Source organism: Mesorhizobium sp. KR2-14 (assembly GCF_040049255.1).
GTDB lineage: Bacteria > Pseudomonadota > Alphaproteobacteria > Rhizobiales > Rhizobiaceae > Pseudaminobacter.
This window is the reverse complement of record NZ_JBDZDR010000001.1, coordinates 328,878-354,818: the sequence shown is the minus strand read 5'-3', so window position 1 is coordinate 354,818 and position 25,941 is coordinate 328,878. Positions and strand designations below refer to the sequence as shown.

24 protein-coding genes are annotated in these 25,941 nt (G+C 64.8%); 11 read left to right on the top strand and 13 right to left on the bottom strand.

From position 1 onward, the window contains the following. Nucleotides 1-45: 45 nt before the first annotated feature. From ABLE86_RS01665 to ABLE86_RS01640, 6 genes are all read right to left on the bottom strand, one after another. On the bottom strand, nucleotides 46-1,023 hold the full coding sequence (locus tag ABLE86_RS01665; RefSeq protein ID WP_348777174.1) for a lipid A biosynthesis lauroyl acyltransferase: 978 nt from the start codon (nucleotides 1,021-1,023) through the stop codon (nucleotides 46-48). A gap of 8 nt (nucleotides 1,024-1,031) precedes the next feature. After that, nucleotides 1,032-2,060, bottom strand: coding sequence for a zinc-binding dehydrogenase (locus tag ABLE86_RS01660; protein ID WP_348777173.1), 1,029 nt, complete (start codon nucleotides 2,058-2,060; stop codon nucleotides 1,032-1,034). Nucleotides 2,061-2,196: 136 nt separating this feature from the next. Next, nucleotides 2,197-3,468: a beta-ketoacyl-ACP synthase gene (locus ABLE86_RS01655; RefSeq protein ID WP_348777172.1), complete on the bottom strand. Its 1,272-nt coding sequence runs from the start codon at nucleotides 3,466-3,468 to the stop codon at nucleotides 2,197-2,199. 12 nt (nucleotides 3,469-3,480) lie between these two features. Continuing rightward, entirely contained in the window at nucleotides 3,481-4,674 is a 1,194-nt protein-coding gene (locus ABLE86_RS01650) for a beta-ketoacyl-ACP synthase (protein ID WP_348777171.1), read from the bottom strand. A 40-nt stretch (nucleotides 4,675-4,714) separates the two neighbouring features. Beyond that, on the bottom strand, nucleotides 4,715-4,999 hold the full coding sequence (locus tag ABLE86_RS01645; protein ID WP_348777170.1) for an acyl carrier protein: 285 nt from the start codon (nucleotides 4,997-4,999) through the stop codon (nucleotides 4,715-4,717). Nucleotides 5,000-5,160: 161 nt separating this feature from the next. After that, nucleotides 5,161-5,718 carry a histidine phosphatase family protein gene (locus ABLE86_RS01640; protein ID WP_348777169.1) on the bottom strand — a complete coding sequence of 186 codons (558 nt, stop codon included), beginning with the start codon at nucleotides 5,716-5,718 and terminating at the stop codon, nucleotides 5,161-5,163. 138 nt (nucleotides 5,719-5,856) lie between these two features. Here ABLE86_RS01640 and ABLE86_RS01635 point away from each other — a divergent pair, with 138 nt between their 5' ends. The 3 genes from ABLE86_RS01635 to ABLE86_RS01625 all read left to right on the top strand — a co-directional run bounded on the left by ABLE86_RS01635 (nucleotide 5,857) and on the right by ABLE86_RS01625 (nucleotide 9,554). Beyond that, entirely contained in the window at nucleotides 5,857-6,807 is a 951-nt protein-coding gene (locus ABLE86_RS01635) for an AEC family transporter (RefSeq protein WP_348777168.1), read from the top strand. Between the two features lie 203 nt (nucleotides 6,808-7,010). Continuing rightward, nucleotides 7,011-8,468, top strand: coding sequence for an NAD-dependent succinate-semialdehyde dehydrogenase (locus tag ABLE86_RS01630; protein ID WP_348777167.1), 1,458 nt, complete (start codon nucleotides 7,011-7,013; stop codon nucleotides 8,466-8,468). Between the two features lie 66 nt (nucleotides 8,469-8,534). Beyond that, entirely contained in the window at nucleotides 8,535-9,554 is a 1,020-nt protein-coding gene (locus ABLE86_RS01625) for an aldose epimerase family protein (RefSeq protein WP_348777166.1), read from the top strand. A gap of 19 nt (nucleotides 9,555-9,573) precedes the next feature. Here the strand turns inward: ABLE86_RS01625 and ABLE86_RS01620 are convergent, their stop codons facing one another. Beyond that, nucleotides 9,574-10,491 carry a sugar kinase gene (locus tag ABLE86_RS01620; protein WP_348777165.1) on the bottom strand — a complete coding sequence of 306 codons (918 nt, stop codon included), beginning with the start codon at nucleotides 10,489-10,491 and terminating at the stop codon, nucleotides 9,574-9,576. 141 nt (nucleotides 10,492-10,632) lie between these two features. On the opposite strand from ABLE86_RS01620, the gene ABLE86_RS01615 reads away from it, so the two are divergent. Both ABLE86_RS01615 and ABLE86_RS01610 read left to right on the top strand, forming a co-directional pair. Further along, nucleotides 10,633-11,073, top strand: a complete 441-nt coding sequence (locus ABLE86_RS01615; RefSeq protein WP_348777164.1) for a FixH family protein — start codon at nucleotides 10,633-10,635, stop codon at nucleotides 11,071-11,073. After that, nucleotides 11,070-12,284: a cytochrome c peroxidase gene (locus tag ABLE86_RS01610; RefSeq protein WP_348777163.1), complete on the top strand. Its 1,215-nt coding sequence runs from the start codon at nucleotides 11,070-11,072 to the stop codon at nucleotides 12,282-12,284. The genes ABLE86_RS01615 and ABLE86_RS01610 overlap by 4 nt, the downstream gene beginning before the upstream one ends. On the opposite strand, the gene ABLE86_RS01605 is transcribed toward ABLE86_RS01610, so the two are convergent. Then, entirely contained in the window at nucleotides 12,281-12,730 is a 450-nt protein-coding gene (locus tag ABLE86_RS01605; RefSeq protein WP_348777162.1) for an Lrp/AsnC ligand binding domain-containing protein, read from the bottom strand. The two genes, ABLE86_RS01610 and ABLE86_RS01605, sit on opposite strands and share 4 nt — an antisense overlap. A 142-nt stretch (nucleotides 12,731-12,872) precedes the next feature. Here ABLE86_RS01605 and putA point away from each other — a divergent pair, with 142 nt between their 5' ends. Beyond that, on the top strand, nucleotides 12,873-16,499 hold the full coding sequence (gene putA, locus ABLE86_RS01600; RefSeq protein ID WP_348777161.1) for a bifunctional proline dehydrogenase/L-glutamate gamma-semialdehyde dehydrogenase PutA: 3,627 nt from the start codon (nucleotides 12,873-12,875) through the stop codon (nucleotides 16,497-16,499). Nucleotides 16,500-16,567: 68 nt separating this feature from the next. Here the strand turns inward: putA and ABLE86_RS01595 are convergent, their stop codons facing one another. From ABLE86_RS01595 to hemB, 5 genes are all read right to left on the bottom strand, one after another. Next, complete coding sequence (locus ABLE86_RS01595) at nucleotides 16,568-17,464, bottom strand: DMT family transporter (protein WP_348777160.1); 897 nt, start codon at nucleotides 17,462-17,464, stop codon at nucleotides 16,568-16,570. A 52-nt stretch (nucleotides 17,465-17,516) separates the two neighbouring features. Continuing rightward, complete coding sequence (locus ABLE86_RS01590) at nucleotides 17,517-18,275, bottom strand: arginyltransferase (RefSeq protein WP_348777159.1); 759 nt, start codon at nucleotides 18,273-18,275, stop codon at nucleotides 17,517-17,519. Nucleotides 18,276-18,424: 149 nt separating this feature from the next. Continuing rightward, a complete protein-coding gene (locus ABLE86_RS01585; protein WP_348777158.1) occupies nucleotides 18,425-18,895 on the bottom strand; it encodes an RDD family protein in 471 nt (156 codons plus the stop codon). A gap of 155 nt (nucleotides 18,896-19,050) precedes the next feature. Continuing rightward, on the bottom strand, nucleotides 19,051-19,347 hold the full coding sequence (locus tag ABLE86_RS01580; protein ID WP_348777157.1) for a nucleotidyltransferase domain-containing protein: 297 nt from the start codon (nucleotides 19,345-19,347) through the stop codon (nucleotides 19,051-19,053). Nucleotides 19,348-19,385: 38 nt separating this feature from the next. Next, nucleotides 19,386-20,417: a porphobilinogen synthase gene (gene hemB / locus ABLE86_RS01575; protein WP_348777156.1), complete on the bottom strand. Its 1,032-nt coding sequence runs from the start codon at nucleotides 20,415-20,417 to the stop codon at nucleotides 19,386-19,388. Between the two features lie 186 nt (nucleotides 20,418-20,603). Between hemB and ABLE86_RS01570 the strand changes: the two genes are divergently transcribed. From ABLE86_RS01570 to glyA, 5 genes are all read left to right on the top strand, one after another. Beyond that, entirely contained in the window at nucleotides 20,604-21,647 is a 1,044-nt protein-coding gene (locus ABLE86_RS01570) for an enoyl-CoA hydratase/isomerase family protein (protein WP_348777155.1), read from the top strand. 29 nt (nucleotides 21,648-21,676) lie between these two features. Continuing rightward, nucleotides 21,677-22,075 carry a DUF6163 family protein gene (locus tag ABLE86_RS01565; RefSeq protein WP_348777717.1) on the top strand — a complete coding sequence of 133 codons (399 nt, stop codon included), beginning with the start codon at nucleotides 21,677-21,679 and terminating at the stop codon, nucleotides 22,073-22,075. 166 nt (nucleotides 22,076-22,241) lie between these two features. After that, nucleotides 22,242-22,757 (top strand): winged helix DNA-binding protein, encoded by a 516-nt coding sequence (locus ABLE86_RS01560; protein WP_348777154.1) that lies wholly within the window; start codon nucleotides 22,242-22,244, stop codon nucleotides 22,755-22,757. Between the two features lie 367 nt (nucleotides 22,758-23,124). Beyond that, nucleotides 23,125-24,378 (top strand): L,D-transpeptidase family protein, encoded by a 1,254-nt coding sequence (locus ABLE86_RS01555; RefSeq protein WP_348777153.1) that lies wholly within the window; start codon nucleotides 23,125-23,127, stop codon nucleotides 24,376-24,378. A 235-nt stretch (nucleotides 24,379-24,613) separates the two neighbouring features. Further along, entirely contained in the window at nucleotides 24,614-25,927 is a 1,314-nt protein-coding gene (glyA, locus tag ABLE86_RS01550) for a serine hydroxymethyltransferase (protein WP_348777152.1), read from the top strand. The last annotated feature ends 14 nt before the right edge of the window (nucleotides 25,928-25,941 follow it).

The window sequence follows — 25,941 nt, the reverse complement described above, 5'->3', positions numbered from 1 at the left end:
GAAAAGTGGACGGTTGAAATCTGGCTTTATTGCGTCAGAGACGGCTTAATTTCGGGTAAGGGATTTCAGGCCGCGCCTGCGCCGGCCCTTGCTCAGCATCCAGCGCTTGTGGAACCACATCCATTGGCCGGGATGCTCGCGCACCCAGCGCTCGACCACGTCGTTCAGCAATTGAGCGGTTGCCGGCACGTCCACGCTGCCTTCGGCATCGCGCGGCAATTCCAGCTTGTCCTCGATCTCCAGCCGGTAGCGGTTGCCGGGCAGGCGTATGCAACGCGCCGGGTAGACGTCGCAGTCATACTGCCGCACCAGCTTGGGCAGCAGCGGGCTGGTCTCGCAGGCGCGGCCGAAGAAGGTCGTGGGCGTGCCGTTGATGAACTTCTGATCGACCAGAACGCCGATGGTGCCGTTGTTGTCCAGAATGCGGGCGAGCGCGAAAGAGGCGCCGGCGCGGGAGGCGAGCAGGTCGCCCATGATCGCCCGGCGGGTCGAGAAGATATAATCGGCGATGTAGGGGTTGTTGGGCGGCCGGAACAGCGCCGTTACCTTCATGCCGAATGTCGCCCCGGCAATGGGCAGCAGCTCGAAATTGCCAAGATGCCCGGTGAAGATGATGTGCGGCTTGTTTTCTGTTGCGATCTTCGCGAACAACTGTTCGCCCGAAACCTCCACGCGGCCCGGCTTGGAGGCATAGGGGTCGTAGTCGAATATGGCGTCGAGGAAGATATATTCCGCCGCCAGCCGGGCCATGTTGCCCCACATGTCGAGGGCGATGGCCTTGATCTCGTCCTCGCTCTTTTCGGGGTAGGCGTGGCGCAGATTGTCGAGCGCCACCTTGTGGCGGCCGACCAGCGGCCCGAGCCTGCGGGCGGTGCGGTCGGCGAAGTCCAGCGCGGTGTCCATGGGCAGGCGGCGCAACAGCGCCAGCAGCGCCTTGGCGACCTGCGCGGTCAGCCAATAGCGCGTCTGCGTGAGGCGCTGTGACAGGCGATAGAGAAGGCCCTTCACGGCCGTACCCCGCATCTTGGCCCTCAACCGACGCGAAGGACGATCTTGCCGAACACGTCGCGGCCTTCCATGCGCTTGAGCGCCGCGTCGATGGAATTGAAATCGACCTCGGTGTCGATCACTGGGGCGACGAGGCCGGCGGCCATTTTCTGCATGGCGTTGGCCATGTTCTCCATCCGGCAACCGAAGGAGCCGAGCAGCTTCAGCTGCTGCTGGAACAGCATCATCAGGTTCACTTCGGTCGAGACGCCGGAGGTCGAGCCGCAGGTGACGAGCCGGCCGCCACGCTTGAGGCTGAACATGGAGCCAGCCCAGGTGTCCTTGCCGACATGTTCGAACACCACGTCCACGCCTTTCTTCTTGGTCAGCTTGCGCACGACGCCCTCGAAGCGGTCCTCGCGATAGTTGATGACGTGGTCGGCGCCCAGCGCCTTGGCCTTCTCGATCTTGTCGTTGGAACCCACCGTGGTGATGACGGTGCAGCCCATCTTCTTGGCGAGCTGGATGGCGGCCGAGCCGATGCCCGAGCCGCCGGCGTGGACCAGGATCGTCTCGCCGGGCTCAAGCTTGGCGTTGTCGAACAGCATGTGCTCGACGGTCCCGAAGGTGACGGGCGCGACAGCCGCGCCGATGGCGTCGACGCCGGGAGGGGCGGGCACCAGCAAGCGCGCCGGCAGGTTGATCTTCTCCTGCGCAAAGCCGTCGAGATGGAAGCCGTGCACGCCCGAAACGTGCTCGCACAGATTGTCGCGGCCTTCGCGGCAGGGGCGGCAGAGGCCGCAGGTGCGCGCGCCATAGATCGAGACGAGCTGTCCGGGGGCCAGGCCGGTCACGCCGGGCCCCACCGCCTCGACCTCGCCGGAGGCTTCCGCGCCGACGGTGAGCGGCAGCTTCCGCTTGGCAAACGCCATGCCGCGCCAGCCCCAGACGTCGATGTGGTTCAGCGCAACGGCCTTGATGCGTAGCGTGACTTCGCCGAGCGCCGGTGCCGGCGGCTCGGGTATCTCCACCGTCTCGAGCTTGCGATCCTCGACGAGTTGCAATGCGCGCATCGGGCCTTTTCCTTCATGAAGCATGTTTCCCGACCGCCTCTCGGCGCCCGAACAAAATCACGCAGCAAAATAAAATGGAGCGCGCCGCGGCCGGTCGGGTCGCTTCATCGCACTCCGGAACCTTTTGAAGGGTCGATTAGACCGGTTCCCGCGCCATGACAAGGCAGGTGTTCTGGCCGCCGAAGCCGAATGAGTTGGAAAGCACGGTCGAAACCTGCGCGTCGCGCTTCTTGTTCGGCACCACGTCCAGCTCGATGGCCGGGTCGGGATTGTCGTAGTTGATCGTCGGCGGGATCACGCCTTCGCGCATGGTCAGAAGCGAGAAGGCCGCCTCGATGGCGCCCGCGGCCGACAGCGTGTGGCCGATCATCGACTTGTTGGAGGAAATCGGCGTGGTGCGCATGCGCTCGCCGAACACGGTCGACAGCGACATATGCTCCATCTTGTCGTTTTCCGGCGTCGAGGTGCCATGCGCGTTGACATAGTCGATGCCGTCTTCGGCGAGGCCGGCGTCTGCAAGCGCTGCCCTCACCGCGCCGATCGCGGGCGAGCCGTCCGGCTTGGAGCGCGTGCGGTGGAAGTCGTCGGATTTTTCGCCGCAGCCGCGCAGGATACCCAGCACGGTGGCGCCGCGCGCCACTGCGCTTTCCAGCGATTCCAGTACCAGCGCCGCCGACCCTTCGGCGAGGACAAAACCGTCGCGGTCCTTCGAGAACGGTTTTGAAGCCTTCTCGGGCACGTCGTTCTGCGTGGAGAGCGCCGAAAGCAGCGAGAAGCGAATCAAGGCCTCGGCGGTCGCCGAACCGTCCGCGCCGATCGACAGCGCGCGGTCGCACTCGCCGCGACGGATGGCCTCGACGCCAAGCTGGATGGCGGTGGCGCCCGAGGCGCAGGCGGTGGAGAGCGTGATCGGCAGGCCGCGCGTGCCGAACTCGTCGGCGAGGCGGGCGGCGATGGAGCCGAACTGCGAGGTCTCGAAGATGTCGAGCGTCGGCAGGTTGCGGGCAACCGTGAACAGGCGGTCGGTGGCGCTGCCATCCTTGCCGTTGAGGTAGAGGGCAAAGCGGTCATGCCAGTCTAGCTCGACAGGAGGCGAGGCGAGGAACAGCGGTCCGCCGAAATTCCCCGTGTCAAGGCCGGCTTCCGCGATCGCCTCGCGGCCGGAGCGCTCGGCCAGTTCAAAGGTCAGCGCGCTGGCGCCCTTGTTGCTGGACGGCAGGAAATCGACCGTGCCGGCGATGGTGGTGTTGAGGTGTTCGACCGGAAAGCGCGTGATCTTGTGAATGCCAGAGCGGCCGGAGGTGAGGGCCGCCCAGTTGTCGGCCTTGCCGACGCCGAGCGAAGTGACGACGCCGATGCCGGTGACGGCGACGATGGGCCTGCCGAGATGGTCGTTGTACTTAGCCATGTGCGTTCCGGTTCAGTCGGGGGCGCCAACCAGCGCCATGCCCTCGAAATAATGATAGCCGATCGCGGTCGCCAGCACAGAGCGCGGCGCTCCCTCATAGGCTCTTTCGTTCGCCGCATCGAAGGCCGGGTAGCCGGCCTTGCGGTCGATGGCCAGTGCGGCGAGTGCCACCGCAAAGGGGAACTGCGCTTCCTTCATGTGGCCGGTCAGCGAGCCAAATGCGCGCGCCACGAGCTGCGGATTGCGCTCCAGCGCCGCTCTTTCGGCCTTGGTCGCGGCATGCGCGCCGGAAGCGCCGGACATTGCCAGCAGCGGGCCGTTGGCCGGCAGGTCCGCCTTGCCAAGCAGACCGGCGATGGCTTCGCCCAGGTCCTGCTTGCGCCGGCGCGTGAGGTCGGAAACCACGGGGCCGAGCGTGGCATAGATGCGGCCACCGCGCGCCTCGGCATGCTGGCGCGATTCCAGCACCAGGAAGGCCGCGCCGGAGCCGCTGACCACGCCGCCGCCTTCTGCGCCTTCGCGCTGCCACACCGGCTTCCACCGGCCGCGATGCAAATAGCCGCCAAGCTCATAGCCCAGCAGCATGTCGGGATGTTCGGTCTGGAACGCGCCGCCCACCAGCACATGGGTCGACTGGCCCGAGCGGATGCGCGCAGCCGCCGTGTCGACCGCCGAAACCCCGGCGCCTTCCTCGCCCATGAAGGTGCGCGAGGAGCCGGTGACCTTGTGGACGATGGAGATGTTGCCGGCGAGCAGGTTGGAAAGCTGCGCCAGGAAAAGCGTCGGCCGCAGCTCCGTGGTCAGCTTCTCGTTCAGCAGTACGTCGCGGTCGTTGCGCGCTTCGGAGGCCGCGAGGATCGCGTTGTCCACCGTCTCGTCGCGCTCGCCGCCGCCGGCCGCCACCACCATGTCCATGGAGGCGCACAGGGTTTCGTCGCCCTTGATGCCGGCGTCGTCCAGCGCAAGGCCGGCCGTGTAGGTGCCGAGCCGCTGCCAGGTCTCCATCTGCCGCTGGTCGCCGCGCTTGGCGATCTGCAGTCCCCAGTCGATCTCGGGCAGCGGGTGGATGGAGTAGGGCGGATAGCGTTCGGCATCCACCACCGGTTGCGTGTCGGCGGCGGTCAGCTTCTGCCAATGGGCATCGGTGCCTTCGCCCAGCGACGAGACAAGGCCGATGCCGGTGATGACGACGTCGTGGGCGCTCATGGATAGGTGTTGTCGGTTAGGCCGCCGGTCCCGTCAAGGGTCAGGCGACAGCCTTAGCTGCCACCAGACCGTCGATCTTGGCGCAGAGGTTCTTCATCAGGAAATATTCGTCGGTCGAAACCTTGCCGTCGTTGACGTCCTGCGTCCACTTCTCGAGCGGCACCTTGATTCCGAATTCCTTGTCGATGGCAAAGACGATGTCGAGGAAATCGAGGCTGTCGATTCCGAGATCGTCGATGGTGTGGCTCTCGGGCGTGATGGTGTCGATGTCGATCTCGCTCGTGTCGGCGATGATCTTGGCTACTTTCTCGAATGTCGTGGACACGGCTTTTCCTTTGAAATGCAGGCGGATTCCTTTCCGCGCAGGGTTGATCGGCTCTCTAATCCGTTTTTCTGGGCAGGAAAAGACCAAATCGCCCTTTTGGGGCCGGCGCCCGGCGCGCCGGGTCTTTCCCTCAGGTCATCGCATGCGGCGTTCGTAGCTGGTCAATTGAACACGATTCGGCCCAGAATATGGAGCCCCTTGCCGTCGGGCCGCACGATAATCGCCTCTCCTTCGCGGGCGTTGGCGCCGGTCAGAGCCGCGATGACCTCCTGGTGGGTTACCAGCACGAGATTGCCCGAGCCCGAGAAGGCGCGGATCTCGTTTAGGATCGCCTCCTTCTGCTCCTCGCTCACCTCGGTGCCCGGCGACGGCTGGTCGAGCGGCGCGAAGGGCTCCACGATCCTGTCATTGAAGGCGATGCGGGCGGTTTCAAGCGCATTGCAGTAGCGGCTGGAAAGCACGCGCTCCACAGTTTCGGCCCGCGCTGCAAAAAGCGCGCCCATCTTTCGCGCCTGCTGCTTGCCGCGGTCCGAAAGGTTCCGCTGGGTTTCACATTTGCTGATGTCGAAATTGGCCGGTTCGCCGCTGCCTCCCGGCGTGATGGCATTGCGCAGCAGCACGACGTGGCCGCCGGCGCGCAGCAGCGCCCAGCCGGCCTCCGTGGCCGATGCCGGCGCGAGCACCACAAGCAGAAACAGGACGGTCATTACGATGCGCATGCAGTTTCCCCGGCGATTCGCCGGATATAGGGAGAGGAAAGCTGCGCGAAACGCAAGCCGCGCCTTGCAGGCAGGGGTGTTGCCAGCCCGATCTGTGGCCGATTGCACAGGCCGCACGGCTCCCGTATCACCGCAATCATGTCTCCTCTGGTCGAAACAGTCCTGTTCGTGTTCGGTCTGGTCGCGCTCGGCTATCTGGCCGGCCTGTCCGGCTATCTGAAAGCTGAGGTGGGAGACGCGCTGTCGCAGTTCGCCGTTGGCGTCGCGCTGCCGATCCTGCTGTTTCGCACCATGGTCAACGCCGATTTCCAGGGCGCAGCACCTTGGACCCTGTGGGCGACCTATTTCGTGGCGGCTGCCGTCGCCTGGACTGCCGGCCACATCGTCACCACCCGCGTCTTCGGGCGCGATCCGCAGGCCGGCGTGGTCGGCGGCGTGGCGACGGCCTTCTCGAACCTGCTCCTGCTCGGCATTCCCTTCATGCTCGGCGTCTTCGGCCAGCAGGGGGTCGACATATTGTCGCTGATCATTTCTGTGCACCTGCCGACGATGCTCGCCGCCTCCATCGTGCTGTTCGAGGTCTTCGGCGGTCGGGCGAACGGGCCGGCCGACCCGCTGCAGGTGGCGCGCGACTTCCTGCGCCGGCTCTACACCAACCCGCTCATCATCGGCATTCTTGCGGGGCTGTTCTGGCGCTTTGCCGGGCTGCCCATGCCCGGCCTTCTCGGCCGCCTCATCGACGCGCTGGGCGGTATCGCAGGGCCGCTGGCGCTGTTCGGCATGGGGCTTGGGCTGCGCAAATTCGGCATTTCGGGCAATGTCCGCCCCGCCATGTTGCTTTCGGGGCTGAAGCTGATGCTGATGCCTGCCGTGGCGCTGGCCATGGCCTGGCTGCTCGGCCTGCCGCCCTTGTCGGCCAAGGTGGCGGTCGCGGCGGCGGCGCTGCCATCCGGCGTCAATTCCTATCTCATCGCCACCCAGCTCGGCACCGGCCAGGCGCTCGCCTCGAACCAGATGACCATCGCCACCGCCTGCGCCGTCGTCACCACCGCTTTCTGGCTGGCGGTGGCGCAACTGGCGTTCGACTGACGCTGGACCATAAAGCTCATGGATCAAGCCGATTGATCCAGATGCTGCCGCCGGGTTAGAGGTGGCGCACTTGCGGCGAAAGCCATATATTTCTGGCACATCGCGCAACATCGGCGGCAAACTGCCGGAGAGTTCTTCGGCAGACAACGACGAATCCCACAGGAACCGGCGCGTTGCGGCGCGCCGCACGAGAGGCGAGACGAATGCTCCAGAAATCCAGCCATTTCATGCGCCAGGCAAACCTGATCAACGGCGAATGGGTGCAGGCCGATTCCGGCAAGACCATCGACGTGATCAATCCGGCGACCGGCCTCACCATCGGCACGGTGCCGCGTTCGGGCGCTGCCGAGACGCGCCGCGCCATCGAGGCCGCCAACGAGGCCTTCAAGACCTTCCGCAAGACCTCGGCTCTCGAGCGTTCGAAGCTGCTGCGCAAGCTGCACGATGCGATCATGGACAACCAGGACGCGCTGGCCGAGCTGCTCACCATCGAGCAGGGCAAGTCGCTGGCCGAGGCCAAGGGCGAGGTCGGCTCGTCGGCCGCCTATGTGCTCTGGTTCGCCGAGGAAGCTCGCCGCGCCTATGGTGACGTCGTGCCTTCGCCGTGGGCGGACCGCCGCGTGCTGGTCACCAAGGAGCCGGTCGGCGTCATCGCGGCGATCACGCCTTGGAACTTCCCGTCGTCCATGCTGTCGCGCAAGCTGGGCCCCGCACTCGCCGCCGGCTGCACCGCCGTCGTCAAGCCTGCCTCGCAGACGCCTTACTCCGGCCTCGCCTGGGGTGCGCTGTGCGAGGAAGTGGGCTTCCCGAAGGGCGTCGTCAACATCGTCACTGGCTCGGCCGGCGAGATCGGCGACGAGATCTGCGCCAACCCGCTGGTCAAGAAGATCACCTTCACCGGCTCGACCGAGGTCGGCAAGATGCTGATCGCCAAGTCGGCTTCGACGGTCAAGAAGGTCTCCATGGAACTGGGCGGCAACGCGCCGTTCCTGGTTTTCGACGATGCCGATCTCGACCGCGCGGTCGAGGGCGCCATCACCGCAAAGTTCCGCAATTCCGGCCAGACCTGCGTCTGCACCAACCGCTTCTTCGTGCAGGCCGGCATCTATGACAGGTTCGTCGAGAAGCTGGCCGCCGCCTCCAGCAAGCTCAAGGTCGGCTCCGGCCTCGATGAAGGCGTGCAGCAGGGCCCGCTCATCGACGTCAACGCTGTCGAGAAGGTCGAGGAATTCATCGCCGACGCCACCGCCAATGGCGCCAAGGTGGTTGCCGGCGGCAAGCGCCACGAGCTGGGCGGCTCCTTCTTCGAGCCCACCGTCATCGCCGACGCCACGCCGAAGATGAAGTTCATGAAGGAAGAGATCTTCGGTCCGGTTGCACCCGTCTTCAAGTTCGAGACGGAAGAGCAGGCGATCGAGCTCGCCAACGACACCGAGTTCGGCCTCGCCTGCTATTTCTATACGGGCGATCTCGGCCGTGCTTTCCGCGTCATGGAAGGGCTGAAATACGGCATGGTCGGCGTCAACGAAGGCCTGATCACCACGCCCGAAGCGCCTTTCGGCGGCGTGAAGGAATCCGGCCTCGGCCGCGAAGGCGGGCACCAGGGCATGGACGACTATCTCGATACCAAATATGTCTGCATCGGCGGTCTCGGCCTCTGATCCTTGACACGATCACGGGCGTGGCCTCATGGTTTCGCCCGTGACACATTTCTGACCGGAGCGAGCATGTCAGGCGGCAAGGTCTTCGGTACAACTGATGACGGGCAGCCTGTCCGTCGCTTCGAGATTGCCGGCGGCGGCCTTTCTGCCAAGATCATCAACTGGGGCGCGGTGGTTCAGGACCTGCGCATTGCAGGCCACGATGCGCCTTTGGTGCTCGGCTTCGAGCGCTTCGCCAGCTACCCCGCTTTCTCTCCTCATTTCGGTGCCATCGTCGGACGCTTCGCCAATCGCATCCGCGGCGGCCGCTTCACGCTCGAGGGCCGGCGCTATCAGATCGACCCCGACCGGCCGGAAGCCAACGGGCTGCACGGCGGGTCCAACGGCTTCAGCCGCCGGGTGTGGGACGTGCTGGTGCAAGGGCCCGACTTCGTCACGCTGGGCCTGCACGATCCTGATGGCGAGATGGGCTTTCCCGGCGCGCTCGATGTGCGCTGCACCTATCGGCTGAAAATCCCCGGAACGCTGGCTGTGGAGCTTACCGCGACCTGCGAGGAGCCGACGCTGTGCAATCTCGCGCACCATTCCTATTTCAACCTCGATGACGGCGGCAGCGGCGACATCCTCGACCATCGGCTGATGCTGACTGCCTCGGCATATCTGCCCGTCGATGCCGAGATGATCCCCACTGGCGTCGTGCAGCCGGTAGACGATACGCCGTTCGATTTCCGCCACGCCCGCCCAGTGCGAATGGAGATTGAAGGCGAGCAACTCGCCTACGACAACAATTACTGCCTTGCCGCGGCGCGCGGGCCGCTCAAGCAGGCGGCATGGCTGCAGGGCGCAAGATCCGGGCTGGAAATGGAAGTCTGGACAACGGAGCCTGGCGTGCAGCTCTATATCGGCCAGCACATTTCCACCGAGGCGAGGGGGCTGGGCGGGCGGCACTACCAGCCCTATGCGGGCCTGTGCCTGGAGCCGCAAGTCTGGCCGGATTCGCCCAATCGGCCCTATTTCCCGCAGGCCACGCTGTGGCCTGGGCAGATGTACCGCCAAACGACCGAGTATCGCTTCAGGATGGGATAGCCGGCACCGCAGCGGGACCTCACTGGTCGAACGCCATCTTCAGCGTGGCGAACGGCGCCAGTGCGCCGCGCACCTGCACCACCGCCGCCGCGACGCGATGTGCGCGCTCGGCCGCTTCCTCGGGCGGCAGGCCCAGCAATCGCGCCGCGAGATAGCCGCCATTGAAGGCGTCGCCCGCGCCGGTGGTGTCGAGCGGGACGACGGCGCGGGTCGCCGGAACGGTGAAAGTATCCTCGTAATGCGAAACCAGCGCCGCGTGCTCGCCGTTCTTGACCACGATTTCGCCGATGCCTGCCTTCTGCAGGCGCTGCACGGTGGCCTCAGGCGTGGCGTCGCCGTAGAGCTCCTGCTCGTCCGGGAATGTCGGCAGCGCAATGTCGGTCACCTTCAGCGCCTCGTCGATTGCGCTGCGCGCGCTGGCTGGGTCGGGCCACAGGCGCGGCCGCCAGTTGGGGTCGAAGGCAATGTGCGAGCCATGCGCCCTGGCATGCGCGACAGCCTGCAGCAGGGTGCGCCGCGCGCTTGCGTCCAGAATCGCAAGGGTGATTCCGGAAAAGTAGACAAGTGTCCGCTGCTCGAGGCTCTTTGCCAACGCAGCAGGGCTGCTGGCGAGCTGGCGGGCAGCCGCATCGCTGCGCCAGTAGGTGAAGGAGCGTTCCGCGCCCTCAAGCTTAATGGCGTAGAGGCCGGGCCGTGCGCCGCGGATGATTGGGCTCGCCGCAATGCCTATGTCGTGCTCGCGCAGGAAAGCGATCTGGTCCTGCGAGAAGGGATCGTCGCCGAAGGCCGAGACATAGTCGATCTCGTGGCTGGAGCTCAGCGCGCGAATGGTCCAGAGCGTGTTGAACGTGTCGCCGGCAAAGCCCATTCGCCAGGTGCGGCCGGCTTGCCCGGACAGCTCGAGCATGCATTCGCCGATTGCCGCGATGCGGACCATGCGCTCCTCCCAGCTAGAATTCTAACGCGTTGTGCCACGCCGACCATTGTCGCTTGCAAGTTGTTATTGAAACTTTGCGCCGCCGTCATCAGGCATTACCTTGCGCGCTCCCGCGTAAGGGAATCGGCAGAGGAGAGGGAATTGGGTTTCAACTGGCGTTATCTCGTGGCGCTCGCCGGCCTGCTGGCCGTGGCGCTGATGGCTTTCACCCGGCTGCAGAGCGAGCCATCGTCGGTGTCCGCGCCCAATTTTGCGCTCAGCAAGCCGAGCGAAAACGGAGCCTATCTCGTTGCCATCGAGCCTGAAGCGCCGCCGGTGAAGGTGGGCGAACTGCACAGCTGGGTGGTGACGGTCAAGATGCCCGACGGCAAGCCGTTGGACGATGCCAGCATTGCGGTCGATGGCGGCATGCCGGCGCATGGCCATGGCCTTCCCACCAGCCCGCGGGTCACCGCGCAACTTGGCGAGGGGCGCTATCGGGTGGAGGGCGTCAAGTTCAACATGGGCGGCGCCTGGGAATTCCGCTTTGCCGTTTCAGCTGCGGCCGGCGACGACGAGGCGGTGTTCAACCTCAAGCTATGATCCGCACGCGCCGCATCTTGCCCTCCCTGCCGGTGGCGGCGTTTTTGCTTGCCGGCCTGCTCGGCTGCAAGCCGGCGCCGCTCACCGAGGCCGAGCGCAAGGCGGTAGCCTCGTTGTCGCTTTCGGCAATGCCGCCGCTGCCGGCCGATCCTGCCAACCGCTATGCCGATCTGCCCGCCGCGGCAGCCTTCGGCGCCACGCTGTTTTTCGACCAGCGCCTGAGCCGCGACGGCAATGTTTCCTGTGGCACCTGCCATCTCGTCGACCGCCAGTTCCAGGACGACAGGCCGCTCGCCGTCGGCATTTCCACCACCAGTCGCCGCACCATGCCGCTGGCGGGTACCGCGCGCAGCCCGTTCCTGTTCTGGGATGGCCGCCGCGACAGTCTGTGGGCGCAGGCGCTGGGGCCGCTTGAGGACGCGCGCGAGCATGGCGGCAACCGTGCGGCCTACGCGCACCTCATGAAAGAAGGTTTCGCCGCGCGCTACGAACAAGTTTTCGGGCCGCTGCCCGATCTTTCAGCCGTGCCGCCAAATGCAAGCCCGCTGGGCAGCGAAGCCGAACAAGCCGCCTGGGAGGGCATGAGCGAGGCGCAGCAGGATGCCGTGAACCACGTCTTCGCCAATATCGGCAAGGCCATCGCCGCCTTCGAGCGCACCATCGTGCACGAGAAGACCCGTTTCGACCGGTTCGCCGAGGCGCTGGCCGCCGGCATTGAGCCCGCGGGCGAAGCCGCTCTTTCCGACGAGGAGCTTTACGGCCTGCGGCTTTTCGTCGGCAAGGCCAACTGCGTCGAGTGTCACAACGGGCCGCGCTTCTCCGATGACCATTTCCACAACACCGGCATCTCGCCGGCCGCCGGCTTGCCGGAAGATCTCGGCCGCGAGGCGGCGGTGCCTCAGCTGCTCTCCGATCCGTTCAACTGCCTTGGGCCCTATAGTGATGCCGAGCCGGAAGCCTGCGGCGAGCTGCGCTTCATGATCACGTCCGGCCCCGAGCTGCGCCGCGCCTACAAGACGCCGTCGCTGCGCGGCGTGGCTGACCGCCCGCCCTACATGCACGCCGGGCAGATCGCCACGCTGGAGGGGGTCATCGAGCATTACGTTCGTGCGCCTGCCAGCCCGGACGGAAATTCGGAAGTCCTGCCGCTGAAGATTTCCGAGCGGGAAAGGGCGGCGCTTATAGCTTTCCTGAAGACGCTTTCGAACTAGCGATCTTTTACGGTTTCCATCGCCACGAAGGTCGAGGTTTGCGCCACATGAGGCAGGGCGGAGATGCGCTCGCCCAGCACCCGGCGATAGGCGGCGATGTCCTTGGTGCGCACCTTCAGCAGGTAGTCGAAGCTGGCCGCAATCATGTGGCACTGCTCTATCTCGCGCACGCCCTGCACCGCGCGGTTGAAGGCGTCCAGTGCCGCCGAGCGTGTGTCGGAGAGCTTCACCTGCACGAAGGCGACATGGCCTTCGTCCATGCGCTCATGGTCGATCACCGCCGAATAGCCGCGGATAATCCCTTCCTGCTCCAGGCGTTTCACCCGCGCCTGCACCGGCGTCTTCGACAGGCCGACCTGGGTGGCAAGTTCGGCCATGGAAAGGCGCCCATCGCGCGACAGGGCGGCGAGTATGTTACGGTCGATGCGGTCCAATTGGTCTTTCATCGGCTAGAATGCACCCGGCACTGGCGGAATCTATCCTCATCTATAGTTCATTCGGACTATCCGGTTCAATCCTTTGGGCCGCCCGGCATCGGGGGGTATGATAAGCATCGAAACAGTCCCAAAACCGTTTCGTTCCGGCAGGATGTCCATGACCGCTCCATTGCTCGATTCCATTCGCAAGCAGATCCGCGCCAATTATCTCCCCGATGAAGACAAGGCCTTGGCCAGGCTGGTCGAGGCGGCGGGTTTGAGCGAGGCCGAGCGCAAGGCGATTTCCGCCCGCGCCGTCGGCCTGGTCAACGCCGTGCGCGGCTCGACCGACCCGCGCCTGATGGAGGTTTTCCTCTCCGCCTATGGCCTGTCGACCAAGGAGGGCGTGGCGCTGATGTGCCTGGCCGAGGCGCTGCTGCGCGTGCCCGACACCCAGACCATGGACGACCTGATCCAGGACAAGATCGCTCCGCACGACTGGTCGGCGCATGGCAGCAGCTCAAGCTCCATCTTCGTCAACGCCTCCACCTGGGCGCTGATGCTCACTGGCCGCGTGCTCGACGAAAGCGAGGACGGCATTGCCGGCACGCTGCATGCCATGGTGCGCCGGCTGGGCGAGCCGGTAATCCGCAAGGCGGTGGCGGCCGCCATGCGCGAGATGGGCGAGCAGTTCGTGCTTGGCCGCACCATCGAGGAGGCCGTCAAGCGCGGCCGCTCGATGCTCGCCAAGGGCTACCTCTATTCCTACGACATGCTGGGCGAGGCGGCCCGCACCGAAGAGGACGCGCTGCGCTATCTGCGCGCCTATGCCGATGCCATAACCTCGCTTTCCGCCCACTCCAAGGGGCAGGACATCCGCTACAATCCCGGCATCTCGGTAAAGCTCTCGGCCATCCATCCCCGCTACGAAGAGGCGCAGAAGGAGACCATGCTGCCGGTCATGGCCGAGCGCCTGCTGTCGCTGGCCGTCGCCGCCAAGAAGGCCCGCATGGGCCTCAACATCGACGCCGAGGAGGCCGATCGCCTCGACCTGTCGCTCGACGTCATCGAGCGCGTGCTGGCCGATCCGCAGCTGGAAGGCTGGGACGGCTTTGGCGTCGTCGTGCAGGCCTATGGCCCGCGCTGTGCCTTCGCCATCGACTGGCTCTATGGGCTGGCCCAGAAACTCGACCGCAAGATCATGGTGCGTCTGGTCAAGGGCGCCTATTGGGACACCGAGATCAAGCGCGCGCAGACGCTCGGCCTCGACGGCTATCCGGTGTTCACGCGCAAGGCCAACACCGACGTTTCCTACATCGCCTGCGCGAAAAAACTGCTGGCGATGACCGACCGCATCTATCCGCAGTTCGCCGGCCACAATGCGCATACGGTTTCGGCCATCCTTGCCATGGCGCCGGACCGCACGTCGTTCGAGTTCCAGCGCCTGCACGGCATGGGCGAGGCGCTGCACGAGACAGTGCGCAAGGCCGAAGGCACCCGCTGCCGCATCTATGCGCCGGTCGGCGCACATTCCGACCTGCTCGCCTATCTGGTCCGCCGCCTGCTCGAAAACGGCGCCAACTCCTCCTTCGTCCACCAGCTCACCGACGAGAGCGTCAAGGCCGAGGACATCGCCCGCGACCCGTTCGAGACCGTGGCCACCCAGGGGCCGGCCGCCAACCCGGCCATCCCAACTCCGTCGGCCATCTTCGGCGCCGGCCGCCTCAACGCCAAGGGTTTCGACATCACCGATCCGGTGACGCTGGCAGCGCTCGACAAGGCGCGGCAGGAATTTTCCGGGCTGGAGCGCTGGCATGCCAAGCCCATCACGCGTGCGGTCGGAAATGGCGCCTCGCGCCAGATCGTCAATCCGGCCAACCCCGGCGACATCGTCGGCAGCGTGACGGAAGCCTCGGCCAAGCAGGTCGACGCCGCCGTGCGCATCGCGCTCGAGACGCAGCCGACCTGGGCCGCGCGCCCGGTTGCGGAGCGTGCCGAGATCCTGCGCCGCGCCGCCGACCTCTATGAAGCCAATGCCGCCGAGTTCTTCGCGCTTGCCACCCGCGAGGCGGGCAAGACGCTGGCCGACGGCGTGGCCGAACTGCGCGAAGCGGTCGACTTCCTGCGCTACTATGCCAGTGAGGCCGCGAAGGCCGAGGCTGGCACCGAGGCGCGCGGCGTCATCGTCTGCATCTCGCCGTGGAATTTTCCGCTTGCCATCTTCACCGGCCAGATCGCGGCTGCCCTCGTCACCGGTAACAGCGTGATTGCCAAGCCTGCCGAGCAGACGCCGCTGATCGCCTTCCGCGCCATCGAGCTTCTGCGCCAGGCGGGCATTCCGGAGGACGTGATCCAGCTTCTGCCGGGCGACGGCCCGACCGTCGGCGCGCCGCTCACGGCCGATCCGCGCATTGCCGGCGTCTGCTTCACCGGCTCCACCGAAGTCGCCAAGGTCATCGAGAAGCAGCTGGCCGAAACCGCAGCTCCGGATGCCATGCTGGTCGCCGAGACCGGCGGCCTCAACGCCATGATCGTCGATTCCACCGCGCTGCCCGAACAAGCGGTGCGCGACATCGTCGCCTCGTCCTTCCAGAGTGCCGGCCAGCGCTGCTCGGCCCTTCGCGTGCTCTACGTCCAGAAGGACGTGGAGCAGAAGATGCTGCACATGCTGAAGGGCGCGATGGACGCGCTCAACATCGGCGATCCGTGGCAGATCTCCACCGATGTCGGCCCGGTCATCGACGAGGAGGCGCAAGCCGCCATCCGCGACTACAACACGAAGATGGAAGGGCAGGGCCGCCTCGTCGCCAAGCTCGATGCGCCGAAGGACGGCCGCTTTGTGGCGCCGCATGTGTTCCGCGTCTCCGGCATCGGCGAGATGGAGCGCGAGATTTTTGGTCCCGTGCTGCACGTCGCCACCTTCGAGGCTGACGAGATCGACAAGGTCATTGGCGACATCAACGCCAAGGGTTTTGGCCTGACCTTCGGCCTGCACACCCGCATCGAGAGCCGCGTGCAGCATTTCGTCGACGGCATCCATGCCGGCAACATCTACGTCAACCGCAACCAGATCGGCGCGGTGGTTGGTTCGCAGCCCTTCGGCGGCGAGGGGCTTTCCGGCACCGGCCCCAAGGCGGGCGGCCCGCACTATCTGCGCCGCTTCCGTCGCGCCGCAGGCGCCGCAAGCGCCGAGGTGCCGGCCGGCAAGCCGGTGACGGCCACCGAGATTGCCACCCGCTTCCCGCAAGCAGCTTCCGAATGGAGCCAGGCGAGCGACCGTATCGCGGTTTTGCGCAAGCATCTGCGTGGCAAGGGCGCTGCGGCAATTTCTGCCGCTGCCGCCCTCGACTACGGCCAGGTCGACCTGCCCGGGCCGACTGGCGAGGCCAACACGCTGGCGCTGACGCCGCGCGGTAACGCGCTGTGCCTTGGGCCGGATGCCGAGACGCTGCTGGCGCAGGTCGTGCAGGCGCTTGCCGCCGGCAATGCCGTGCTGGCCGTTGCGCCGGGCGCGCCGGCCGCACTTCATGCGCTCACCGGCAAGGGTCTGCCGCTTGTTGCGATCGACGGCGAGGTGCCGGCCGAGGTGCTGGCCCCGCTCGATCTTGGCGTCGTCGCGTTCTCGGGGGATGCCGAGCGCGCGAAAAAGATCCGCAAGGCACTCGCCGCTCGCAGGGGGGCGATCGTGCCGCTGGTCAACGAGGTCATCTACCCGGCGGCCTACGCGCATGAGCGCGCCGTCTGCGTCGACACCACCGCCGCCGGGGGCAATGCCAGCCTGCTTGCCAGCGCTTCCTGAACGAAAATCGGCGCGGTCCTTGGGCCGCGTCGTTCGTCAAAGGTCGGAGATGACAGCCCCGCGTCGGTTCATGCCGGTTGCTGCACGGCTACCGCCGCCCGGCGCCGGCCGTCATGCAGTTGCCATAGCGAATGCGCCACCAGCGCGGTGATCAGTATGGTGCCGCCGATCAGGCTGTTGCGGGTCGGAACCTCGGCAAAGATCATCCACACCCAGATCGGCGCCAGAACCGTTTCGAGCAGATAAAACATCGCCACTTCCGGGCTCGAAAGATATTTCGGGCCATTGGCGAGGCAGAAGAACGAGATCGGCATCACCACGGCGCCGTTGAAGATGATCCACCATGGCGCGGAGACGTTGATGCCGGTCTGCGACACCATCACCGCAGCCACGGTGAACGGAAACACCACGCCGACCAGTGAGGCCAGGCCCATTTCCTGGCCGCTGGCCCGCGAGATGGTGATGGCCGAGGCGATGCAGAGCGCCGAAATCAGGCCCATGAGATTGCCGAACATCTGCCCTGTGCCGATCGAATCCCAGACGATGATCAGCACGCCCAGGATCATGATCGCCATGGTCGCAAGCGTCGCCGGCTTCGGCCGCTCCTTCAGGAACAGCCACGACAGCAGTGCCGCGAACATGGTGTTGAAGGCCAGGATGAAGACGAGGTTCGCGGTCGAGGTGTGATACACCCCAGTGATGAAGGCAACCGAACCCAAGCCGTAGAGGGCGGCCACCACGAGGCCGGCGCGCCCGGGAATGAGTTTCGGCGCCCTGCTGCTGAGCGAGCGCCACACCGCCCAGATGATCATTGCCATAATGAACGTGGTGCCGGTGCGCAGGAACAGGATCGTCCAGCTGTCGCCGCCGGCAAGGCGGATCAATGGGATGTCGACGGTAAGCGTCAGCCCTCCGAGCGCGGTCAGCGCCAGGCCTTTCGCATGGTTGTTGCTTGAAGCGGACAAAGAAGGATTAGCTCCGGAAAAGGGATGGTTGTGCCGCTACGATGCGAGCCGGTCAGACGGCTTCGGGCACGTAGCGTTCCCAGCCCTTCGACCCCAGGTGCTCCTGCGGCGTGAAGCGCACCTTATAGCTCATCTTGCGCGAACCATTGACCCAATAGCCCAGATAGACATGGGGCAGCCCTGCGGCACGAGCGCGCGCAATGTGGTCGAGTATCATGAAGGTCCCCAGCGAACGTTGGGGCAGGTCGGGATCGAAATAGGAATAAACCATAGACATGCCGTCGGCCATGATGTCCGAAAGCGCCACTGCAATCAGTTCGCCCCGGCCCTTGCCGGTGATGAAGCTGTCGGGTCCGCGCTTGCGATACTCGATGATCTTGGTCTTGACGTGGGTGTCCTCCACCATCATGGCGTAGTCCAGCACGGTCATGTCCGACATGCCGCCCTTGCGGTGGCGGGCGTCGAGATATTTGCGGAACAGCGAATATTGTTCGGTCGAGGGCTCGGCGTCGTGCAGGGCGCCGATCAGGTCGGAATTGTGGTGCATCACGCGTCGCATGTTGCGCGTCGGCTCGAATTCGTTGGCCAGAATGCGCACTGACACGCAGGCCCGGCAGTTTTCGCAGGCCGGACGGTAGGCGATGTTCTGCGAACGCCGGAACCCGCCCTGTGTCAGCAGGTCGTTCATTTCCGCTGCCTTGTCGCCGACCAGGTGGGTGAACACCTTCCGCTCGAATTGGCCTTCAATGTAGGGGCAAGGCGAGGGCGCGGTCAGGAAGAACTGCGGAGACTGGGTCGGATGTTGAGTCATCGCCTGCCGATTTCGATCTCGAACTGAACCCGGATAATACCCCTACCTTGGCTTCGCCGGCAAAAAATTCAACTGGATATTGGCTGATGGTCGTATGCCCGGGCGCAAATCCGCACCGGGCGCTTTTCGCCCCGGCTGGCCGGAGGAAATCAGCGGTCGCTGCGCGTTACCACCGTGCCGAGCAGCAGGTCGTGCAGCGTGCGCTTGCGGTCGGTAAAAAGTGTCGCCAGCAGGATCAGCGGCGTCAGGACCACGTTGCCGGCCCAGAACAGCACGGTGTGCACCACGGCCAGCAGCCCGTCCACGGGCTTGCCGTCGAGCCGGTCGAGGCGGATGCCCATGATGCGCATGCCGGTGGTGGCCTGGTTGCGGCCGCCCAGCGTGTTCCAGATGTAGATCAGGGCGACGAGCGGAAACAGCACGCCGAAGAGGCCCCAGCCGAGGCCGAGCGTGATGATGCCCAGCAGGAACACCAGAATGGCGAAGGGAATCATCAGGAGGCCGATGATCAGATAGTCGATGCAGAAGGCGATGACGCGGCGCGTCAGCACGCCTTCATAGGCGCGGACGTCGTCCAGCCGCGTCGTGATGATTTCGCCGTCGAGAACACGCGTGTTCATTTTCACCTTCCCAGCCGAGGCGGGAACAGCCCCGCCTGCATGATCCTACTAGAAATGGTGACCGGCGGCGACGTTTCAATGACTTTGAGTTGTTCGCAGATTTTGCTTCGAGGTTCCCCGCATCCGTTGAGCGTGCAGAACTTTGCGCGCTGCCATCAAAAAACGCGAATCGCGTTGCGTTCGATGTCGTCCTTCAACATCGGATGAAGGCTGTCTCGGGTGGTTATGTCGACATCGGTTGACATCGTCTCTTCCAGGAACTGCTTGATGCCGACAAGGTCGATAAGGGAAAATCGCTTGTTGGTATCATAGTCGATGAACAAGTCGAGATCGCTGTCTGCAGTATCTTCGTCGCGGGCTGTTGACCCGAACAGGTAAAGCTCCGTCACGCCCATCCCCCGGATGGTGTCGGCATCTTTCCGCAATTGTTCGATTGCCTGCGCTTTATTCATCGAGGCATTCTACAGCAAAACCGAACCGGGATCGACTGCTACCCCTTCAGCATCTCCGCCACTTCCGGCGCGAAATAGGTCAGCACGCCGTCGCAGCCGGCGCGCTTGAAGGCCAGCAGGCTTTCCAGCATCGCCTTCTCGCCGTCGATCCAGCCATTGGCGGCGGCCGCCTTGATCATCGAATACTCGCCCGAGACCTGGTAGGCGAAGGTCGGCACCTGGAACTCGTCCTTCAGGCGGCGGATGATGTCGAGATAGGGCAGACCTGGCTTGACCATCAGCATGTCGGCGCCTTCGGCCAGGTCCTGCTCGGCCTCGCGCAATGCCTCGTCGCTGTTGGCATGGTCGATGTAGTAGGTCTTCTTGTCGCCCTTGAGCAGGCCTTGCGTGCCGACCGCCTCGCGATAGGGGCCGTAGAAGGCCGAGGCGAACTTGGTCGCGTAGGACATGATCGCCACGTCCTGGAAGCCATTGGCGTCGAGCGCGTCGCGGATCGCGCCAATGCGGCCGTCCATCATGTCCGACGGGGCGATGATGTCGGCGCCAGCGGCCGCCTGGACGACGGCCGCGGCCGCCACCTGATCGACCGTCTCGTCATTGACAATGACGCCGTCGCGCAGGATGCCGTCGTGGCCGTGGCTGGTGAAGGGATCGAGCGCGGCGTCGGTAATGATGCCGATCTCCGGCACCGCCGCCTTGAAGGCGCTGGTGGCGCGGTTGATCACGTTGTGCGGGTCGAGAATGTGCGAGCCGGTTTCGTCACGCAGCGACATCTCGATATTGGGAAAGGTGGCGATCGCCGGAATGCCCAGCTTTGCCGCGCGTTCCACCTCCTTTACCGCGAGGTCGATGGAAAGCCTGAACACGCCAGGCATGGCCGGGATGGGCTCGCGCCGATCCTTGCCGTCGATCACGAAGATCGGCCAGATCAGGTCGTCCACGCTCAGGCGATTCTCCTGCACCAGCCGACGCGACCAGTCGGCCTTGCGCATGCGCCGCAGCCGCCTGCTGCCGGTGATCTCGTCGACGGAGCGCGCGCCGGCGGCTTTCGGGCGGGAAATCTTGTTCATCGGGCATTCTCCAGCTAGGCCGCATACTTGGCGGCTTATTAGCACGCGGGCCCGCCCTTCACCAACCCGCAGGGATGGGCCAGCGCCTCGATTGGCGCCACCGGACGCGGAAAGATTGACGCACCCGGCCGCAATCCGTAGGACTTACGGGTCCCGGGACACGGGTGGCAGGTAAGGGATTCGTCCATGGATTTTGGCGGCGGCGACGACATCCGTTTCGAGCGACTGGGCAAGGCCGGCGTTGTCACTCTCGCGCGCCCGAAGGCGCTGAATGCGCTCACCCATCCCATGGTCCAGGCGCTGGCGCGGGCGCTTGCCGCGTGGCAGCATGACCCGGCGGTGGCGCTGGTCGTCATCAAGGCCGAGGGCAGGGCGTTCTGCGCCGGGGGCGACATTCTCGATGTCTACAATGCCGGTCGCGCCGGCAATCCGCCGGTTGAATTCTTCGCCGACGAGTACCGGCTCAACGCCGCCATCGCGCGCTTCCCAAAACCCTATGTCGCGCTGATCGACGGCATCGTGATGGGCGGCGGCGTGGGCATTTCCTGCCACGGCTCGCACCGGGTGATGACCGAGAACGCGCAGTTCGCCATGCCGGAGGTCGGCATCGGCTTCTTCCCCGATGTCGGCGGCAGCCACATCCTGCCCCGTCTCGACGGCAACTTCGGCATGTATCTGGGGCTCACCGGCAACCGCATCCGCTACGGCGACGCGCTCGGGTCGGGGCTGGCGACCCACACAACCAGGGCCGAACGCCTGGAGGGGCTGCTGGCGCGGCTGGCGGAGACGGGCGATCCAGACGCGGCACTGCGCGAGGTTTCCGAACCGGTCGAGCGCGAGACCGGCCAGGCCACCTTGGAAGCGATCGCCAGGCATTTTTCGCACGAGACAGTGGCAGGCATCGTGCGCAGCCTGGAGCAGGCCGCGGGCGACGATGAATTCGCAGCCGCCACTCTCGCCACGCTCCGGGGGCGCTCGCCAACGAGCGTTCACATCGCTCTCCGGCAGATAAGGTCCGGGGCAGGGCTCACCATGGATGAGTGCATGCGCATGGAGTTCCGCATCCTCAACCGGGTGCTGTATGGTCATGACCTGTACGAAGGCATACGTGCCGCGTTGGTGGACAAGGACAACAAGCCGGTGTGGCAACCGGCTTCGCTCGAGGCCGTCGATCCGGTGGCGATCGACGCCTATTTCGCGCCACTGCCGAATGGGGAACTGGTGCTGTGAGCGAGCGATTGGTCAAGGCCGCCGGCGTGATGGGCCCTTCCGTGGCGGAGAGCGCCTTCGGATGGTTCCTGCGCATCATCTCGGTCTACTGCCTGCTGTTCGGCGTTCTCTACTGGGTTCGGCTCATCGGGTTCTACGATGCGCCGCTGTGGCGCTTCGACCTGATGCCGGTCCATTGGCAGGTCGCCGCAACTCTGCTCGCGGTCTTCTACCCCTTCGCGGCGATCGGCCTGTGGATGCTGGCGTCCTGGGGGCCGGTGATCTGGATCATCTGCGCGGTAACGGAGCTGACGATGTATGCCGGCTTTCCCGATCTCTTCGGGCATCGGCTTGCCGTCGTCGTCTCGCACGTCTTCGTCGCGCTCATCTACGTGGCCTTCCGCGTGATGATCTTCCTGCAGAAAAGCCAGGCCGAACGACAGGGTTAACAGACCCCCTCCGGGTCGCCCTTTATTAACCCTCCGCGCAAGGTCGTTCCAGGTAAGGCGTTGTTAAGCCTGGTGTTTAAGTCGAATTTTATCGGTCGGCGCTAGTGTCGCGATCAAGGTGAGAAAAACAAAACAATCACCCGGCGACAAACGAGAGGCAAAGACCATGATCAATTCCCGCCCCGCGGCGAAGACCGCCAATGTATCCGATGAGCGCGTCGACTCGCTGCGCACGCTTTACATGGAATCCCTGCAGCTTGTCGAAAGGCTGCACCGCCGTTTGCTCGACGTGATCAAGGACGAGTTCGATCGCAACGGCCGCAGCGACATCAATGCCATCCAGGCGCTGCTTCTGTTCAACATCGGCAATGCCGAGCTCACCGCCGGCGAGCTGCGTTCGCGGGGCTACTATCTGGGCTCGAACGTCTCCTACAATCTCAAGAAGCTGGTGGAGCTCGGCTTCATCAATCACCAGCGTTCGCGCATCGACCGCCGTTCGGTCCGCATCAGCCTGACGGAGAAGGGCGCCGAGGTGGCCGAGGTGGTCGGCAAGCTTTACGAGCGCCACATCGGCTCGATCGAGCAGGTAGGCGGCATCAATGCCGAAGAATTCCAGCAGATGAACCGCGCGCTGCAGCGTCTGGACCGCTTCTGGAACGACACCATCGCCTATCGCATGTGAGCTAGGCCGTTCTGTCCCGCCGGATACGCCCGGCGAAGGAGAAAGGGGCTCCACGCCGTCGGGCAAGCCGCGACGCCTCACGAATCGCGGCCGCATGAACCTCCAGTCTGGGCTGGTGTCTTCCCTCACCGGCCCTCCTTTTTCCCGCGCCGCCTTTTCGCGCGCGCGGCCACGTTACTGCCATATTCCGATGGATACCGGTTAGATGAACTAGACCGCCGGCTGAGAGGATTTGGCTGCGGGGGAACTCCGATGGAATGGGCGCGCTTGCGTGCCCCTATGGTTGGCTGATTGTTAAGAGTGGCCACCATACATTACGGGCAATTTTGTCCGTTCGGTGCAATGCAGGATAGTGTCTGGAATGCCCATGAATACAACTCGCCGTTCTTTCCTTACCGCCGCCGGTGCGCTTGCCGCTTCGGCTGTCGCTGGCGCTGCCAGCGCGCAGAACGTGGTCGACGAAATCCTGCAGTCGTCGCGCCGCGGCAATTGGAATGACACATTCGACGCGCGCGCCAGCGAGGGCGGCAAGGTGGCCACGACGCTGCCGATTTTCAGCCCGCAGACCGTATCCTACGTCGAGCGCGCCATCATCCAGTATCAGGATATCGTGGGTCGCGGCGGCTGGCCGGTCGTGCCGGCAACCAAGAAGCTTCAGCTCGGCGTCACCGATCCGGACGTGCCGGTGCTGCGCAAGCGCCTGATGGTTTCCGGCGACCTGTCATCGCAGGCCGGCATCTCGCCCACCTTCGACACCTATGTCGACGCGGCGGTCAAGCGCTTCCAGGCGCGTCACGGCCTGCCGGCCGACGGCGTCCTCGGCAGCTATTCCTATGCGGCGATGAATATCAGCGCACCGGTGCGCCTTGGGCAGCTCGAGACCAATCTGGGGCGGCTGCAGTCTCAGGCCGGAACGCTCGGCGAGCGCTATGTCAACGTCAACATTCCCGCCGCCCAGATCGAGGCGGTCGAGAACGATCGCGTGGTGCTTCGCCACACGGCCATCGTCGGCAAGGTTGACCGCCAGTCGCCGATCGTCAATTCGAAGATCAACGAGATCATCATCAATCCTTACTGGAATGCGCCGGTGTCGATCGTCCGCAAGGATATCATCCCGCTGATGCGCAAGAACCCGAACTACCTGAAGGACAACAAGATCCGCCTGATTGCGCCGAACGGCAGCGAGGTCGATCCGATGACCATCGACTGGTCGACCGAAGAGGCGGCGAAGTATCTTTTCCGGCAGGATCCCGGCGCCATCAACGCCATGGCCTCGGTCAAGATCAATTTCCCGAGCCCGGACGGCGTCTACATGCATGATACGCCGCAGCAGAGCAGCTTCGGCAAGCTGATGCGTTTCGACTCCTCCGGCTGCGTGCGTGTCCAGAACGTGCGCGATCTCGTCACCTGGATCCTGCGCGACACGCCGGGCTGGAACCGCCAGCGTTTCGAGCAGACCATCAAGTCCGGCGCCAACACGCCTGTCCCGGTCACCAATCCGGTGCCGGTCTATTTCACCTATGTCTCCGCCTGGTCGACGGGCGATGGTGTCGTCCAGTTCCGCGACGACATCTATGGCAAGGACGGGGTCGACGAACTGCAGATTTCGTCGGCGCAGTAAAGCGCTGGGGCAGAACCAATGAAGAGGCCGTCCGTTTGGGCGGCCTTTTGCGTTGGCAGCTACCAATTGCCGCAAAGGAACAACCAAATTTCGCGCCGCGTGCGTGGCGACGCTCCGGCAAGTGTGCTATGGGCGCGCCTTGCGCCGCAAATCCCGGGAGGGGCATCGGGGTTTCGGCGGCGATAAAGGTCCAACATGAGTGCCCGCGCCCCAGGCAGCAAGGATTTTACCCGAAATGGCAAGAGACTCGGCCGAATTCCAGCACTTCGAATCCTTCTTCGGCACTCCGCTTGCCGATGCCGATCCGGAGATTTTCGGCGCCATCCGCAATGAACTCGGCCGCCAGCGCCACGAAATCGAGCTGATCGCCTCCGAAAACATCGTCTCGCGCGCCGTGCTCGAGGCGCAGGGCTCGATCATGACCAACAAATATGCCGAGGGCTATCCGGGCAAGCGCTACTATGGCGGCTGCCAGTTCGTGGACGTGGCCGAGGAGCTCGCCATCGAGCGTGCCAAGAAGCTCTTTGGCTGCAACTTCGCCAACGTGCAGCCCAACTCCGGCAGCCAGATGAACCAGGCCGTGTTCCTGGCGCTGCTGCAGCCGGGCGACACCTTCATGGGCCTCGACCTCAATTCGGGCGGCCACCTGACCCACGGCTCGCCGGTCAACATGTCCGGCAAGTGGTTCAAGCCGGTGTCCTATGGCGTGCGCAAGGACGACCACCTGCTCGACATGGACGAGATCGAGAAGCTGGCGCACCAGCACAAGCCCAAGCTGATCCTGGCCGGCGGCACCGCCTATTCGCGCATCTGGGACTGGAAGCGTTTCCGCGAGATCGCCGACGCGATCGGCGCCTATCTGATGGTCGACATGGCCCACATCGCCGGTCTGGTCGCCGGTGGCCAGCACCCGTCCCCGCTGCCTTATGCGCACGTCGTCACCACCACCACGCACAAGTCGCTGCGTGGGCCCCGCGGCGGCATGATCCTGACCAATGACGAGGATATCGCCAAGAAGATGAACTCGGCCGTGTTCCCCGGCCTGCAGGGCGGCCCGCTGATGCACGTCATCGCCGCCAAGGCCGTGGCCTTCGGCGAGGCGCTGAAGCCCGAGTTCAAGACCTATGCCGCCAACATCGTGGCCAACGCCAAGGCGCTGGCCGAAAGCCTGAAGGAGACCGGTCTCGACATCGTCTCGGGCGGCACCGACAACCACCTGATGCTGGTCGACCTGCGTCCCAAGAACGCCACCGGCAAGCGCGCCGAGGCGGCTCTCGGCCGCGCCAACATCACTTGCAACAAGAACGGCATTCCCTTCGACCCGGAAAAGCCCTTCGTCACCTCGGGCGTCCGCCTCGGCACCCCTGCCGGCACCACTCGCGGCTTCGGCCAGGCTGAGTTTCGCGAGATCGGCAACCTCATCGCCGAGGTGCTGGACGGTCTGAAAGCGGCGAACTCCGATGAAGGCAACGCTGCCGTCGAAGCTGCCGTGAAGCAGAAGGTCGTGGCGCTGACCGACCGCTTCCCGCTCTATCCGTATCTCGGATAAGCATATCGACTTCG